This window comes from Pandoraea pulmonicola, assembly GCF_000815105.2.
Lineage (GTDB): Bacteria > Pseudomonadota > Gammaproteobacteria > Burkholderiales > Burkholderiaceae > Pandoraea > Pandoraea pulmonicola.
The window spans coordinates 3,882,072-3,897,566 of the sequence record NZ_CP010310.2; the positions used below are offsets into that span (position 1 = coordinate 3,882,072).

16 protein-coding genes are annotated in these 15,495 nt (G+C 65.5%); 6 read left to right on the plus strand and 10 right to left on the minus strand.

What is annotated here, in order from left to right; genetic code table 11:
- Window positions 1-4 precede the first annotated feature (4 nt).
- The 6 genes from RO07_RS16520 to RO07_RS16540 all read right to left on the minus strand — a co-directional run bounded on the left by RO07_RS16520 (window position 5) and on the right by RO07_RS16540 (window position 5,277).
- Window positions 5-784 carry a maleate cis-trans isomerase family protein gene (locus RO07_RS16520; protein WP_039412493.1) on the minus strand — a complete coding sequence of 260 codons (780 nt, stop codon included), beginning with the start codon at window positions 782-784 and terminating at the stop codon, window positions 5-7.
- Entirely contained in the window at window positions 781-1,272 is a 492-nt protein-coding gene (locus RO07_RS16525; protein ID WP_039412496.1) for an acyl-CoA thioesterase, read from the minus strand. Before RO07_RS16525 ends, RO07_RS16520 begins: the two co-directional genes overlap by 4 nt.
- Complete coding sequence (locus tag RO07_RS16530) at window positions 1,269-2,975, minus strand: AMP-binding protein (protein WP_039412507.1); 1,707 nt, start codon at window positions 2,973-2,975, stop codon at window positions 1,269-1,271. Before RO07_RS16530 ends, RO07_RS16525 begins: the two co-directional genes overlap by 4 nt.
- 28 nt (window positions 2,976-3,003) lie before the next feature.
- Window positions 3,004-3,261, minus strand: coding sequence for a hypothetical protein (locus RO07_RS26615; protein ID WP_237171274.1), 258 nt, complete (start codon window positions 3,259-3,261; stop codon window positions 3,004-3,006).
- Window positions 3,258-3,905, minus strand: a complete 648-nt coding sequence (locus RO07_RS16535) for a VOC family protein (protein ID WP_237171275.1) — start codon at window positions 3,903-3,905, stop codon at window positions 3,258-3,260. The genes RO07_RS26615 and RO07_RS16535 overlap by 4 nt, the downstream gene beginning before the upstream one ends.
- Before the next feature lie 85 nt (window positions 3,906-3,990).
- On the minus strand, window positions 3,991-5,277 hold the full coding sequence (locus tag RO07_RS16540; RefSeq protein ID WP_039412511.1) for an alpha/beta fold hydrolase: 1,287 nt from the start codon (window positions 5,275-5,277) through the stop codon (window positions 3,991-3,993).
- A 182-nt stretch (window positions 5,278-5,459) separates the two neighbouring features.
- Between RO07_RS16540 and RO07_RS16545 the strand changes: the two genes are divergently transcribed.
- Entirely contained in the window at window positions 5,460-6,143 is a 684-nt protein-coding gene (locus RO07_RS16545; protein WP_039412514.1) for a TetR/AcrR family transcriptional regulator, read from the plus strand.
- A 45-nt stretch (window positions 6,144-6,188) separates the two neighbouring features.
- On the opposite strand, the gene RO07_RS16550 is transcribed toward RO07_RS16545, so the two are convergent.
- From RO07_RS16550 to RO07_RS16560, 3 genes are all read right to left on the minus strand, one after another.
- Complete coding sequence (locus RO07_RS16550) at window positions 6,189-7,505, minus strand: MFS transporter (RefSeq protein ID WP_039412516.1); 1,317 nt, start codon at window positions 7,503-7,505, stop codon at window positions 6,189-6,191.
- Window positions 7,502-8,725 carry a M20 aminoacylase family protein gene (locus RO07_RS16555; RefSeq protein WP_418303689.1) on the minus strand — a complete coding sequence of 408 codons (1,224 nt, stop codon included), beginning with the start codon at window positions 8,723-8,725 and terminating at the stop codon, window positions 7,502-7,504. The genes RO07_RS16550 and RO07_RS16555 overlap by 4 nt, the downstream gene beginning before the upstream one ends.
- A gap of 64 nt (window positions 8,726-8,789) precedes the next feature.
- Window positions 8,790-9,914: a porin gene (locus tag RO07_RS16560; RefSeq protein ID WP_052267392.1), complete on the minus strand. Its 1,125-nt coding sequence runs from the start codon at window positions 9,912-9,914 to the stop codon at window positions 8,790-8,792.
- Window positions 9,915-10,138: 224 nt separating this feature from the next.
- On the opposite strand from RO07_RS16560, the gene RO07_RS16565 reads away from it, so the two are divergent.
- The 5 genes from RO07_RS16565 (at window position 10,139) to RO07_RS16585 (ending at window position 15,098) form a co-directional block, all read left to right on the plus strand.
- Entirely contained in the window at window positions 10,139-11,095 is a 957-nt protein-coding gene (locus RO07_RS16565; RefSeq protein ID WP_052267393.1) for a LysR family transcriptional regulator, read from the plus strand.
- A gap of 96 nt (window positions 11,096-11,191) precedes the next feature.
- Window positions 11,192-12,181: an AraC family transcriptional regulator gene (locus RO07_RS16570; RefSeq protein ID WP_039412519.1), complete on the plus strand. Its 990-nt coding sequence runs from the start codon at window positions 11,192-11,194 to the stop codon at window positions 12,179-12,181.
- A gap of 330 nt (window positions 12,182-12,511) precedes the next feature.
- Complete coding sequence (locus RO07_RS16575) at window positions 12,512-13,264, plus strand: alpha/beta fold hydrolase (protein ID WP_052267394.1); 753 nt, start codon at window positions 12,512-12,514, stop codon at window positions 13,262-13,264.
- Window positions 13,265-13,286: 22 nt separating this feature from the next.
- Entirely contained in the window at window positions 13,287-13,712 is a 426-nt protein-coding gene (locus RO07_RS16580; protein WP_039412522.1) for a nuclear transport factor 2 family protein, read from the plus strand.
- 195 nt (window positions 13,713-13,907) lie between these two features.
- A complete protein-coding gene (locus RO07_RS16585; RefSeq protein WP_039412525.1) occupies window positions 13,908-15,098 on the plus strand; it encodes an OmpP1/FadL family transporter in 1,191 nt (396 codons plus the stop codon).
- Between the two features lie 15 nt (window positions 15,099-15,113).
- On the opposite strand, the gene RO07_RS26620 is transcribed toward RO07_RS16585, so the two are convergent.
- Window positions 15,114-15,452: a LysR substrate-binding domain-containing protein gene (locus RO07_RS26620; RefSeq protein ID WP_084072656.1), complete on the minus strand. Its 339-nt coding sequence runs from the start codon at window positions 15,450-15,452 to the stop codon at window positions 15,114-15,116.
- Window positions 15,453-15,495: the final 43 nt, after the last annotated feature.

Genomic DNA, 15,495 nt, shown 5'->3' on the forward strand with positions numbered 1-15,495 from the left:
GGCTTCATGCGATGCGCACGCGCGCCGTGGCGTCGACACCGGCGAGCAACGCGCCCGCATTCGGCGCCATCGGCGCCAGGCCGAGGTGATCGAGCATCTGGCGCACGGTGCTCACGGCCGTCGACGTCACGGGGAGTCCGAGCGTGTCCTGTGCGATCTGAATCGCCGGCAGCGACGGCATCTGCACACATGCCGACAAGACCACCGCATCGACGTTGGCCGTATTCAGGCGCTTGACGTCGTCGAGCAGTTGCATCGGGTCGCGACGGCCAACTTCCAGGTTGTCGGGAATCTCGAACGACAACGCGTCCAGCACTTCGATGCCCTCGTGCTCGATGTACTCAACCACGGCCTGCGTAAGCGGCTTCATGTACGGGGCCATCAGCGCGACCTTGCGTGCGCCGAGCGTCCTGAGCCCGGCAACGAGCGCTCCCGCCGACGTCATCACCGCCGCTTCGCAATGATTCTCCCGTGCCACACGCCGCAGGTCTTCCTCGACCTGACGGTGATAGCCCGGCCCCATCGCCATGATCGCGACCAGACACGCCGTACTCATCACGTCGACGCGCGCGTCGGCGAGCTCGGCCGCACAGCGCAGCCCTTCGCGGTTCATCGCCTCGAGTTCCTCCTTGACCACGCGATGCATGCGCATGCGACTCGAGTGGAACGTGAAGCGCTCGGGCAGTATCTGCTCGCGGGCGCGCAGCATGGCGGGGATCTCCGTTTCCATCGTGGTGTTGGAGCTCGGTACGATCTGGCCGATGCGGAAATTCGTGGACTTCATGAGGTGAGTTCTCCGGCGATGGAAGTGGATGGCGCAGCGGCTTCGCAGCGCGTTCGGTATTGAACGAGTGCCGCGCGCAGCACGGTGGGCATCTCGATGGACTCGCGCACGCCGCGCTGGATGCAGATCGGCGTGAGACGGGCAATGAAAGCGATCTCGCCGTCCGCCTTGCGCGCGGTCATGCGCAGCGTGAAGGTCCGGGTGCGGATCTCGGCGACGTCGACGCTCACGTCGAAGACATCGTCCGGCCACAGCGAGCGCCGGAAGTCGAAGTCGAGCGCGCGCGTCGGCGTGCCGAAGCCATGCCGGTTCTTCACGGCCTGCGGCGTGCCGCCGAAGAGCGAGCCGTAAAACAGTTCGGCCACACAGACGACGTAATCGGAGAACGAGGCCGTGTAGACCACGCCGGCCGGATCGCATTCGCCCCAGCGCACCTGGCGGCGCACCACGAACGGCTGCTCGCTCAATACGTATTCGGTGCTGATCATGTGCCCTCCTTCCCGGCGGATGCGCCGGCCGCGGCGGCGGATTCCGCCGTGATGCGAGCGGCAATCGCCGCGCGCAGCGACGCCTTGTCGACCTTGCCCACGCGAGTGACCGGGAATTCGCCGACCGTCTCGATACGTTCGGGGCACTTGAACTTCGCAAGCCCGTGGCCGACGAGGAAGTTCGCCAGTTCGACCACGGTCGGCGCGACGTGCCCGGGCCGCAGGATCAGGTAGACGCAGCCTTTCTCGCCATAGAACGGATCGGGCATGGCCACGAGCTTGGCGTCGGCCACCGCCGGGTGATGGCTCACGAAGGCCTCGACTTCCTCGCAGCCGATCTTCTCGCCGCCGCGATTGATGTTGTCGCGCAGCCGCCCTTCGAAAGCGAAGCAACGCACGCCGTCGATCACCTTTTCCGTCACCATGTCGCCGGTGCGCACGAAGCCATCGGCGGTGAGCGTCTGCGCCGTGGCCTCGGGCGCCTTGTAGTACCCGCGCAGGCTCGACGGTCCACGGAAACAGAGCTCCCCCGGCGTGCCCGCGTCCACCGGCAGATCGGTGCCCGGGAACAGCACCCGGATCTCGTCGTCCTCGCAACCGGACAGACCCTGCGTGTGATGCCGCAGCGCCGCCGGCAGTTGCGCGCCGGCGCCCATCAACAGCCCTTCGGTCGTGCCGTACAGGTTGGAGCACGGCACGCCGAGGTGCGCCTCGAGCGAATCGGCACGGCTCATCGTGCCGAACAGTTCCAGCGACGACAGGTCGTGACGGGCCACGTTCTTGTACGCGATCATCTGCGGCGCCACCGGGCCGATCGACAGCCCGTGCGTGACGCGGTGCATCTCGATCAGCGTGAGCATGCGGGCGATGTCGACGCGCGGCATCAGCACGGTGGTCATACCGGTGGCGATCGTCGACGCGAGCACATAGAGCTGCCCTGCGTTGTGCAGCAACGGCAGCGCCCAGATCATGCGGCTGTGCTCGGTCATGCCGATGTGCCGCATCCACGCCAGCGAGTGGCCGAGATACTCCGCGTGAAAGCGCGGGATGATCTTCGGCACGCCCGTCGTGCCGCCCGAGAGCTGAAAGCTGAGCACGTCCTCGCTGCCGATGCGGATGTCGGCGAGCACCGCGCGCGCCCGTTCGAGCGGCATGCCCTCGATCAACGCTTCGATGGCATGCCCGCCGGCATTCCCGCGATCGCTTGCGGCTCTCGCGACCATCAGATAGTCGATCGACGGGTGCCGCGCCATCATCTGACGCGCGAAGCCCACGAGATCGAAAGCGGAGAAATCGGCCTGAACGAAGTAGCCGCGTGCTTCCGACTGCGAGGCCAACTGGCCGATTTCGACTTCGCGGTACTGAGGCACGGCGCAAACCGGCACCACGCCCGCCTTGTAGGCGCCCATCAGCGCGACGACCGTGTCGACGGTCGTGCCCATCTGGAAGATCGCCCGGTCGGCCGGGCGCAATCCCAGTTCGATGAGCGCCGCGCCGAGCCGCTCGCTGCGCGCGTCGAGCTCGGCAAAGGTCAGCGTGGCCTCGTCGCTGAGGTAGGCTGGCCGATCCGGCACGCGTGCGGCGGTGGCCCGCAGCGCGTCGCCAAGCGTCGTGTCGCGCCAGGCGTTCGATGCGAAATATCGCTGCGCCAGCGCCGGCGGACAATACGCCACGCCGTCGATACGGTGATGGATACCGCTCATGTTGTCTCCTGCACGTCCTGTCGCAAACTCATGCGCGCGGGGCGATCCGCACGACGTCGCGCTCATATTCGATCCGGCCATCGAGGCCGCCGGTGAAGAGGCCGTACCAGACGGCCGGCTTCAGGCCCAGCGCGCGACGCTCGAAGGCGATCGGTGCGTCGCTGGTAATCACGGTGTAGTCGCCGGCGTCCTCCACGCGGCACTCGGGCAGCCGACGCGCCGCCTCGGCGAGCGATGCGAATTCCGGCACGTTCAACACGAAGATCCGCAGTGGCCTGGTGCTCATGATCGACGCTCCTCGCGCAGCCGCTCCGTCAATCGCTCGGCCTTGCGCTGCCAGACCGCATCGATGGAGGTGAACGACGCGCCGCCAGCGCGGGCCTCGTCCTCGATTTCCATGGCGGCTTCGAGCGTTGCTCCGGCGTCGCGTGCGTCGATGCCCGCCAGCGCGCGCAGCTTGCGGGTGATCTCGATGAAATAGCCGTTCGGGTCGCGGAAATAGATCGACTCGATGACTTCGTGCGCCGTTTCCGCCGACACGGCCACGCCGCGCGCCTCCAACCGGGCCTTCCAGGCGTGCAGTTCGGCTTGCGTGTCGACGAGCCAGGCGGTGTGCGTGGCGTCGAACACGTGATCGTCGGGCAGCGGTGCACGGCCCGGACGGCTTGCTAGCGCGGCCGGCTCGGTGCTGCCCAGGTAGTAGAAGAATGCGATGGTGCTGCCGTTGCCGCTGTCGAAGAAGAAGTGCAGGAAATCGGGATGCGTGGCGGGGCCCCAGCCGCGCGCCGAAATCGTGTGGATCAGCGGCAGGCCCAGCACGTCGCGATAGAACTCGACGGTTTCTCGCAAACGCCAGGTCGGCCGCGCCGTGTGATCGACGCCATGCAGACGCAAGGCGAGATCCGCAGCGGGAATGTCGTTCAACTTCATGTCGTCTCTCCCGGAGTTCGAGTCGGTGAAAGGGGAACAGGGGCAATAAAGGGAATGGGATTGCATGGGCGGTGGAACGTCGGTGTCATTGCGCGAAGGTCTCGCGCAACCAGTCCTGCAACAGGCGTCCCGCGACGTAGCGTCCGGCCTCTTCCCCGTCCGCCAGTGCGCGGCCGTGGTGATCGCCGCGGACGCGCCGGTGCGACTTTTGCGTCGCGCCCAGACTCTCGTGGATGCCGGCGATGACACTCGGGAAACACGCCTGGTCGCCCGTGTATTCGATGAGCAGCGTCGGCTGCACGATGGCGGACGCCGTTTTCGACAGCAGGGCGTTCGACGACAGCCCGGACCACGTCGAGAGCCACGCTTCCGGCGAGCAGACGCGTCCGAAACCCACCGAGCCGTAGTTCGACGCGAACGGATCGCTGCCCCACAACGACCCGTAGCGGCGATCCGACGGGTCGAGCGTCAGGTCGAAACAGCGCAGATCGGCATCGGTGCGCCATACGGTCATGAGCGGCGTGTGGGCCGCCATGCGGCGCAGACGGGCGTCGGTGCCGCCGCCCTCGCGCTTCATCCGCTCCCGCGCGCCCTGGCGCGCCGCGATCAGATCGCGTGCCATCGCGTCGAGCCGTGCGACGCGTGCGGCCTGGGCGGCTCGGTAGCGTGCGACGAAACCAGCGTCGTAACGCGTCTCGCCCGTCGCGCCAGGGGCTCGCGCCACGAAACCGTTGGCCGGATCGAACGGATCGAGCGTCGGGTCGACCGACAGGGCATCGTGCTCGTTGGTGACCGACGGGTCGATGCAGGTCTGCAGCAATGCCCCCTGTCCCGGATGAGGCGCCACGAACACCACGCCGTCGACGCCCGGCATGTCGAGCGAAGCCAGCTTCGTCGGCCGCCCGCCCGGCGTGCGCTCGATGCGCTGCGCCGGGGCGAGGTTGGACTGCTGCACGTAAAGCGCATACAGGCCGCTGCCGCCCGAGTTGCCGAGCAGCACGATCCGCTTGAAGCCCGCATCGCGCAAAAAGCGCATGCCGGCAGCCACGTCGTACAGCGCGAATTCGTGTTCTAGCCGCATGTCGTTGCCGACCGAACGCGGCGCCTGCGTCCACGCGGCATAGCCTGCGCCAACGATGTCTGGAATCAGGTAGTGGCAGGCCATGAATTCGCGCGGATGCATGATGCAGACCACCGTGTCGGGCGACCCGGCGGTATAGAGCGATCCGCTCGTGGCCGCGCCGTCGGCGGTGCGCAGCACCACGTTACGCGTGCTCGCGCCGAGCGGCAGGTCTCGCGGATTCCAGTCCGTATTCAGGAATCCGGCCGTCGCCCCCTGGCCGTCGCCGCGGCCCTGCTGATGTCGAGTCATCCGTCACCTCCGTTTTTTACATATTAGTTCAATTTTTTACGAATAAGTAAACATTTCGGAAAAATTTGACGAAACCGTAAAAAACGATGAACGCCAACGCTGCGGGGCTTTGCGCGACGGGGGATTTTGGTTAATGTGGTGGTTTTCTGACGCCTGCGTCAAAAGACGCCCGGGCAGTAGCCATGAGCAAAGCACAGACGAAAAGCGACGCGTTGCGGGAGAACATTCTGGAAGTCGCCACGCGGCTGTTCATCGAGCGTGGGTTCGACGGCACGAGCTTCAACGACATTGCCGACGTGGTCGGGGTGAGCCGCCCGGCGCTGTACTACTACTTCAAGAGCAAGGAAGCGATTCTCGAGGTGCTGACCACGGTGGTCACCCGCGCGGCGGGAGAACTGGCCTCGGAGTCGTTGCCCGAGGATCTACGGCAGCCGTCGGCGATGCTGCGCCACCTCGTGCTGCGCCACGCGCATCTGATCCTCACGCACCCGCTGCAGTTTCGCGTGGTCGAGCGCAATGAGGACAATCTGCCGCCCAGGCAGCGCAAGCTCGCCGAGCAGTCGCGCCGGGCGGTGCTGGAGCAATTCCGGCAAGCGATCGAGCTGGGTATCGAGCGCGGTCAGTTTCGGATGATGGATGCGAAGGTCGCTGCGTTTTCGATCATCGGCATGTGCAACTGGACGGCATGGTGGTTCACGCCGTCCGGCCCGCGCAATGCCGAGGAGATCGCAGGGCAGATCGCCGACATGGCGTTGCGCTCGGTCGAGCAGGAGTCGGGGCGGCAGTTGGGAGAACAGAGCGCCGCCGGTGTGTTGAAGTTGTTGCGCGACGATATCGATCTGCTCGAGCGGCATATCAAATCGTAGCGAAACGGGCGCCCATCGATAGCCCGACGGCCGCCCGGTCGTGAATCAGTCCAGCGGTTGTCCGGCCATGTCGCGACTCTTCAGGGCCGCGATCAGCGAGATCAGGCTGATCACGATGACGTAGCCGGCCGGCGCGAGCCTGGAGCCGGTCACGCCGATGAGCCACGTCGCGATGAACTGGGCGAAGCCGCCGAACACCGACACCCCCAGACCGTAGACGATGGCTAGGCCCGTCGCGCGAATTCGACGCGGGAAGACTTCGGTGATCATGGTGACGGTCGTCACCGAGATGAACACCGTCGGTGCGGTCAGGACGGCCGCCACGACAAGGAGGCGAACGGCGTCGGGCGCCGCGGTCAACCAGGCGAACGCCGGCACGATCGAAACCAGCAGACCGACGCGGGCAATGGTCACGACACGCTTGCGTCCCCAACGGTCGGACGCCATGCCGGCAACGGCCGCCAACGCCATCTGCAGACCACCCGCCACGAACGACGCCCACAGACCGCTGGACAACGAGAGCTTGAGCACGCCAACGCCGTAATTGGTCAGGTAGTGCAGCGAAATGTAGTTCGACGATGTCGCCCCCGCCGTCATGAGGATGCCGAGCACGAGCGCCCTGCGATGCTCCGTCAGCACTTCGGCCACGGGACTGCGCTCGGCCCGCCTGGCCGGTGCGGCCTCATGGGTTTCGTCGAGGTGCTTGCGGATATAGGTGCCCAGCGGGATCAGCGCCATCCCGATGAGGAACGGCACGCGCCAGCCCCACGCCAGCAACTGATCGTGCGAGAGCGACGCGGTGAGCGCCAGGCCGACGAGCGAGCCGAGCAGCGTCGAGAATGCCTGGCTGAACAATTGCCAGCTCGCGAACAAGCCACGGTTGTTGGCATTGGCGTACTCGAGCAGCATCGACGTCGACGCCCCTACTTCGCCACCAACCGCAAAGCCCTGCACCAAACGGCCAAGGATCAGCAGCAGCGGCGCGGCCATGCCGATCTGCGCGTACGTCGGTGTGACCACGAACATGGCCGAGCCCGCGGCCATCAGCCACAATGTGAGGGTCATCGCCGCTTTGCGCCCATGCCGGTCGGCATAGCTGCCGATCACGATGCCGCCGATCGGACGCACCACGAAGCCCACGCCGAACGTCGCCAGCGACAGCAGCAATTGCGTGAACGGCGACGCCGCCGGGAAAAACAGCTTGCCGAGCACCGTCGCGAAGTAGGTGTAAATCGCGAAGTCGAAGAACTCGAGACCGTTGCCGATCGTGATCGCCGCGATCTTTTTCCTGAGCGAAGGCGCGCGCCCCTGTGCGAGGCCCGGCGCCGACTGCGCGGCGGTTGATTCGAGATGCGTCGTCATGCCTTCTCCTCCACGCTCAGGAAGCGCTCGACGAGACGCGTCCAGTAGGTCGCACCGATCGGCAGCAGCGCGTCGTTGAAATCGTAGTGCGGGTTGTGCACCATGCAACCGCCCGCCCCTTGCCCGTTTCCGATGATCAGGTAGCTGCCCGGACACTTCTCGAGCATGAAGGAGAAGTCTTCGCTGCCGGTGAGCGGTTCGAAGTCGTCCATCAGCCCCTGCGGCCCCAGCCATTCCAGTGCCACCTGGCGGGCAAGCTCCGTCATCGCGGCGTCGTTGACGAGTGCGGGATAGCGCCAGCGATAGTCGATGTCGACGTGAGCGCCGAACACGGCGGACTGTGCGTTGACCAGTTCGACGATGCGATCGCGCAGTTGCTCGCGCACCTGTGGGGTATGCGCGCGCACCGACAGGCGCAGTTCCACGCTGTCGGGGATCACGTTGGGCGCATCGCCGCCGTGAATGGCGCCGACGGTCACCACGGCCATGCGGCGCGGATCGACATTGCGCGAGACGATCGATTGCAGCGCGACGACGATGTGCGACGCCACCAGCACCGGATCGATGCTCTCGTGCGGCATCGAGCCATGACCGCCGCGGCCATGCACGGTGATGATGACGGTATCCGACGACGCCATCGCCGGGCCGGCGCGAAAGCCGATCTTGCCGACCGGGAATCCGGGCATGTTGTGATAGGCGAAGACGGCGTCGCACGGAAAGCGCTCGAAGAGGCCGTCTTCGATCATCTTGCGCGCGCCGGCGAGGCCTTCCTCGGCCGGTTGGAAGATCAGGTGCACCGTGCCGTCGAAGTTGCGCGTCGCGGCGAGATGACGGGCGGCCGCGAGCAGCGTCGCCGTATGCCCGTCGTGCCCGCACGCGTGCATCTTGCCCGCGTGCCGGCTGGCATACGCCTTGCCGGTGGCTTCCTGAATCGGCAGCGCGTCCATGTCGGCGCGCACGCCCACCGTACGAGCGCTGTCGCCGACCTTGAGCGAACCGACCAGCCCCGTGCCGCCGATACCGCGCGTGACCGTATAGCCCCACTCGGCCAGTTTTTCGGCCACGAGATCGCTCGTCTGAAATTCTTCGTACGCCAGTTCGGGGTGCGCGTGGATCCGGTGGCGCAGTGCGCGCATGCCGGCGTCGTGCGCAAGAATGTCGGCCGGAATGTCGGCCTCGATCACCGCCGGAAAGGCGTGCTCAGTGGTGTCGTGGGGCATGGTGTCTCCAGTAGTGACGAGATGGCGAACGCGTGAAACGCCCGCCTTCGAAAAGCAGGGGAAATCAGAATCGATGCGTGACGCCCAAGGCGGTGACGAATACGTCCCGACCGGCGCTGGTCTGAGCACTGTCGAGCGTGAGCGCCGACGCGCCGCCATTGGCGACCCAGGCCACGCGCGTGTAGAGCGCGGTGCGTTTGGACAGCAGGTAGTCATAGCCGCCGAGTGCGCCGAATGCGTGGTTGCCGCCGCCGGCCAGAAGACGCTCGACCACGGACAGCCGGAACACGTGCGGGCCGCTCGGAACGGTCGCGCCAAGCATATAGGTCGTGGCAATGCGGCCCGACGCGACACTCGGCACGACGCGGTTGTAGGCGAACGCCAGTGTGGTGCCGCCGAGCTTGTACGACAGCCCGGCACCGTAGTGATCGGTCGCTTGCGACAGATCGTTGCGCACGACGTTGTACGACACGCCCGCATACAGGCCATTGCGTTCGTATTGCGCGAGATAGCCGGCGAAATGCGCGGGCGCGCCGCTCGCGCTCGCCGTGCTGAAGCCGTAGAGGAACTGCCCCGAGAAGCCGCCGAAGTCCGGCGTGGTGTAGCTCACGGCGTTGGCCACGCGCGAATCGATGCCGGCCGCATTCCCGCCCAGGTCCGACGTGGCATAGGCCAGATTCGCCATCAACGAAAGCTTGGTCAGCGCGTAAGGGTCGACCTGGGACGACAACGGAAAGATCGTCGGGAACTGGCGGCCGAGCTTGAGCATGCCGTACCGGCGCGAGCTGAGCCACACGTTGGCTTCGCGGTTGAAGATCGTGTTGGTCGTCTGCAGCGTGCCGTTGTTGGCGTTGAAGCCCGATTCCAGGCGAAAACCCGATTCGAGACCGCCGCCCAGATCCTCCGTTCCCGTCAGGCCAAAGCGCGAGGTCGAGCCCGCGCCGCTGCCCATCTGCATCGAACTGCCCTTGCCACCCGAGTTGTAGCTGACATAGTTGTCGACCGCCCCGTACATCTGCACCTCGGCCCGGGCCAGCGTGCTGACTGCGCCGCCCACGATCAGCAGCACGCCGGTGACGATGCCGGCCTGCGGGAAACGTGAGATCCGCCGGGAGATCGAGCGGGCGGTGAGGCTCGGTGCGAAGTGCGGTGCAAGGCGGGCGGCGGTGCGATGAGGCGTCGGGATCATTGGGCTCCTGTGCGTTTGCGTTGTCGGCCGTCGGACGCGGCCTTGCTCTCGAATTGTTCTTGTGCGGCTTATGAAATTTCGACGCATGGTAGCCAGATCGATTTGCCCCGGGGAGACAACGCCAAATTTTCGCGTCAACCTATGGTTGACGCCCGTGCCATGCCGGTCGATGATCTACTGTCGCCTCCATACGACGCCCATGCCCTCCTTCCTGCTCCCCGACCATGTCGTCAGATCTGAAGCTGCACCAACTCGAATGCCTCGTGGCCGTGGCCGATCACGGCAGCGTGCGCACGGCCGCGAACCGGTTGGGGCGCTCGCCAACCGCTGTCAGCAAGGCTTTGCGGGAAATGGAAAGCTCCATGGACGTGGTGCTGATGGAGCGACGCGCCGATGGTGTGGCGCTGACGCCGGCCGGTACGGCTCTGCTCTCTCACGCCCGGTTGATCCTCGGGCAGTTGCGCCGGGCCAGCGAAGACGCCGTGCTTGCCGGGGCGAAACAGGGTGGCTCGGTGCGCATGGCCGTCACCCCCTGGTTGATGCACAGCGTGATTCCGGTCGTGGTGCGGGCGTTCCGGCAGTTGCGTCCCGACGTGCAGCTCGACATTGCGGAACATCTCGGCGGCGACTATCAGGCCGTGCGCAGCGGGCATCTGGATTTCGCATTCGGTCCGAATCCGGACGTCGGTCAGGAGCGTGCGCTGGAGATCCGGCCGATCTACACCTATTCGTTCGCCGTGGTTTGCCGACTCGAGCACCCGGCCGCGAACGCCCGCACGATTGCCGATCTGGCCGGTTACGACTGGCTGCTGAGCCGTTCGATGGAACGCACGGCGCTGGCGATCCGGCTGCTGGTGGAGGAGCAGCGGGATAAGACCGTGCAACGCTGCCACTTCGCGCGATCGGTGAATGCGGCGCTGGCGATCGTCCGTTCGACGGACATGTTGACGGCCGTGCCGTGGCCGTTGATCGAAACGCCGGACATGCGCGACCGGTTTGTCGCGCTGGACTTCGACGCCATCACCGACGAAAGCACGACATGCCTCATCACGCGACGCTATGAACCACTGCAAGGCGCGGCTCTGGCATTTCTGGAGACCTTCTGGCGAGTGACCCGGGAAATGGCGGAGTCGCCGGACGGTACGACCCGCCGGATATTCAGCATGGTGGAGCCGGCCTAGCGGGACGGACCGAATCGTCGTTTCCCCCACCTGTCAGCCCGCCGGACGCCTTCTATACTTTTCGTGACGCGGCGCACAGGCCGGTGGAGCGAGTCGATGAGAACGGTGGTATCGAGAATTGCCGATGATATCTTTCGCACGGAGCATCTCCTGCTCTCCAGCGAAGACCCCGACGCTGTCGCGCTCGGCTGTGCGCACGCGTTGCGGCCGCATCAGCTCATCGTGAATCGCCGGCGTGGTCGCATTGCCGCACGCCTCCATCATCTGCCGCTGGGACCATTGTCGCTCAGCCGGCTTCGCTACGGTGGCGATGTCACCGTCGTCCCGGCGAGACCGGACGAAGACAACTTCATCATTTCTCTGCCGTTGGGCGGCAAAGCCAATTTCGCCTATGGCGCGGCGTCCACCGGCCTGTCCAGGGGGCATGGCACGATCGTCGGCCCGTACCACGAGTTCAGGCTCGACATCGGCGCCAGTTTCGACCAGCTCATGCTGCGCCTGAATCGGCAACGGGTCGAGTCGGTGTGCGCCAGCATGCTCGGGACGGCCAGGCTCGAACCGGTGCATTTCGACCTCGCCCTCGCGGCCCCTCCCGCCCCGTGGCTGACGCTGCTCGAAACCGCGGCAAGCCTGACGGCGCTCGGCAACTCGCAAGCGTACCCGCGGCTGCTCCTCCAGCTTGAAGAGTTGTTGATCGAAACGCTGCTGCTGACGCAACCCAATAGCTTCAGCGAGTCGCTGAACGCGACGCCCAGGCGTGCGCCCGCCGCGCAGATCCGGCGCGCCATGGCGTACATGCTCGAGCGCATCGGCGAGCCGATCCGGCTCAGCGACGTGGCGCGCGAGTGCGGCGTCAGCCTGCGCAGCATGCAACTGGGCTTCCAGCGCGATCTGGACGTCTCGCCCGCCCAGTGGCTGCGCGCGCAGCGACTGGAGCGCGCGTACGAGGCACTGGCCTCGGCCACGCCCGGCAGCGTCTCCGTCACCGATGTCGCCCTCCAGTGGGGCTTTGTCCACCTGGGCGAGTTCTCCGCGCATTTCAGGCGCCGCTACGGGAAAAAGCCATCCGAGGTATTGGCCAGATAGCCGCGCCACCCGATAGGTCAGTCTCCGAACACCGTCGCATCTCCCCCTGCTCGCCCGCCCGAGCTGTCCCCGCGCTATTCCAGAGCCATCCCAGCATGCCAACCGACGGAGCTCGTCCGCCGCGCCGAATTTCGCAAATCCGATAGCAAGTCTTCGCGTTCGCGCTAGTGCCCGGAATTATGGCTACGGACGATGTCTTCGTTGCAACGGCAGCGGGACCGTATAGACCTGCCGGCCACCGCATCGCAATTTCCCCGCTGCAAGACGCCTCGCGATCATCGTCGACGTTGGCGCGGTCGGGAACTCAATCCACGTGACGAGGAGAGAAACATGAAACTCGATATCGCGACACTTGGCGATCATGGCGATCGTGTCGTGATGGTCCACGGAAGCCTGAACGACGGGCACGCCGCCTTCTCGGCGCAACTGGCGCTGGCCGAGCGATTCAGACTGACCATCGTGAATCGACGTGGGTATGGCGGCAATCCGCCGATTTCCCGCGTCAATCCCGACGTCGACGCCGGCGACATCGTCGAGTTGCTGCAGGACGGCGCGCATCTCGTCGGCACGTCGATGGGTGGCGTCATCTCGGCACGTGCAGCCGCGCTCGCGCCGGATCGCGTGCGCTCGCTCACGCTCATCGAACCACCGGCGTTTCCCAATGCGGCGGCCCATCCGGTCGTGGCGGCGGCGTCGCTGGCGATGCAACAGCATTGGGCCCGCGCTTCGGACGCCGATGCCCCCACGTTCCTCGACGGCTTTGCGGCCGCCCTGCGGATGCCGCTGCAACTGCCCTCCCCGCTCCCGCCAGGGCTCGTGGCAGCGACGGTCAATCTGAAGACCGAAACGCCCTGGGCAACCTACATTCCGCTCGCGCAGATCGCGCTCGCCCGATTCCCGAAGCTCATCGTCTCCGGGCAATGCAGCCCCGTGTTCGAAGCCATCTGCGACACGCTGGCCAACGCCCTGAATGCGCAACGGGAGATCTTCCCAGGTTCCACTCATGCCGTGCAACGCATCGGCAAACCCTTCAACGACGTGCTCGAACGGTTCTGGTCGACCGCCGTTCCGGCGCTCGGTTGAAAACTCTCAAAGGAGAATCGACATGATGATTTCGGCGGAAACGAAACTTGAAGTCCAGGAAGCCGTGGCGCGGGCTTATCAGGCGCTGGATAACCACAACGCCCGCGCATGGGCCGAGTCGTTCACCAAGGACGGCGCCTTCGACGCCAACTATGGCGTGTACCACGGACGTGAGGCCATCGAGGCGTTCATTCAGGCGCACATCGACAAGGGTGCCGAGGACGGCGCCATGCATACCGCGACCAACTTCGTCGTGGAAGGCAACAACGACGCGCCGGTGATACATGGCTACATCGTGAAGTTCGGCATGGACCGTCGCCCCGTCGAGATTCTGGGTTGCGCCAAGCTCACCGGGCACCTGACTCGGCAGTCGGGACGATGGCTGTTCGAGAAGCTTGCGCTGGCCATCACGCTGACGGCGCCGTCGCCCGCGACGCTCGTCAAGTAAGGCTCGCGTCTCGCGGGACGTGCGGCGCCACGTCATCCCGGCGCTGCACATCCCGCACTTCTCGGCACTTACCGACGATTTCGACAATCACGGCCAGGCGAATCAATTAGCACTTCAAATTATAAATTCCGCATGGCGTGCGAACGTCGCCTCGTGACGAACGATTCCGCGCACATCCGGAGGTACGGAGACAGCATGGATCTTTCGAAACATCTTGCGGCGGCGGCCATCCTCGGCCCGATGGCAATGAGTGCATCGCACGCCGCCACCGGCATCTTCATGCACGGTTACGGTATTCAGGAGCAGGGAATGGGCGGCGCGTCGGTGGCGGCGCCTCAGACGGCCCTGGCAGCCGCAACCAACCCTGCCGGCATGGGGGTGGTCGGCAACCGGCTGGACGGCGCATTCGGCATTCTTCAAACGAATTCGGGAGCCGAGTTGGCCGGCGTGGACTATCAGGGCAGACGCGGCCTGATTCCTTTCCCCGAGTTCGGTCTGTCGCGCCGCCTCACGGAAAATCTGGCCGTGGGCGTTTCGGTGTGGGGCTCGGGAGGCGGTGCCAACTACGGCGGGGTTTACGGGAATAACCTGTTCCCGGGCAATTCGACGACGGCGGACCAACTCGTGTTCGTCAACGTGGCGCCGACGCTCGCCTACCAGATCCTGCCGGGCCAGTGGCTCGGGGCTTCCCTGGTCACCGGTATCAGCACCCTCTACCTCGACGGCATCGAGGCGCAAACGGGGCAAGGCAATCGCGGGCGGGATTGGGCTGTTGGCGCCGGCCTGCGGTTCGGATGGTATGGCGAACTGGTTCCCGGTCTCACGGGCGGCGCATTCTACGCCACCGAGGTTCACTACAGCCCGTTCACGAAATACTCGGCGATTCTCGCGGACGGCGGCCGCGTCGACCAGCCGGCATCGTTTGGCGTGGGCCTCGCCTATCGGGTGAATCCGAAGGTACTGGTCGCATTCGACTTCCTGCGATATCTGTATGCCGACGTCCCGGTCTTCGGCAATGCTTTCCCGGGCAACGGCATTCTCGGATCGAAGGACGGGCCGGGATTCGGCTGGCGCAATCAGAATGTCATTCGCATCGGCGTGTCGTACGACCTGTCGTCGAAGATCACCCTGCGTGCCGGTTTCGCCGAGGCCAGCAGCCAGATCGTGAGCAACAACACGGCATTCTCCTTCGCCGCGCCGCTTACCACACGCCACAATCTGACGCTGGGTGCGACATACCGCCCCACGACGTCCGATGAGATTTCCGTCGCGTACAGCTACGGATTCCGCGCCGCGGTGAAAGGCTCGGGAGATTCATTGAACGCGATGACCAGCCCGTACAACACCGTCAACTTCGTAGCATTCGGATACAGCAAGAAGTTCTGAAGGCCAACGGGACAGTCACTTGGCTCCCGCGTCTGCCCCGAAGCGTTCGACGACGAAGTCGATGAAGCAGCGCAGTTTCGGCGACGTCTGCCGCTCACGCAGATACACGACGTGCAGCGGCCGCTCCGGCGCGGCGTAATCGGGCAACACTTCGACGAGCCGTCTTGCGCGCAGGTCGCGCTCGACCAGAAACGCCGGCAGCATGGCGATGCCCAGCCCGCTCGCGGCGGCGCGCCGCAACGCCTCGGCGCTATCGATCTTCAATCGTCCGGCGACGGGCACGCGTATGGATGCCTCTGCGTCGTACAGCGTCCATTCCGGCTGGGCTGCGTGCCATTCGAAGCGCGGCGCCATTGCGACTTTGGAAACACCGGCTCGAAGCCTTGGACCGACGCGA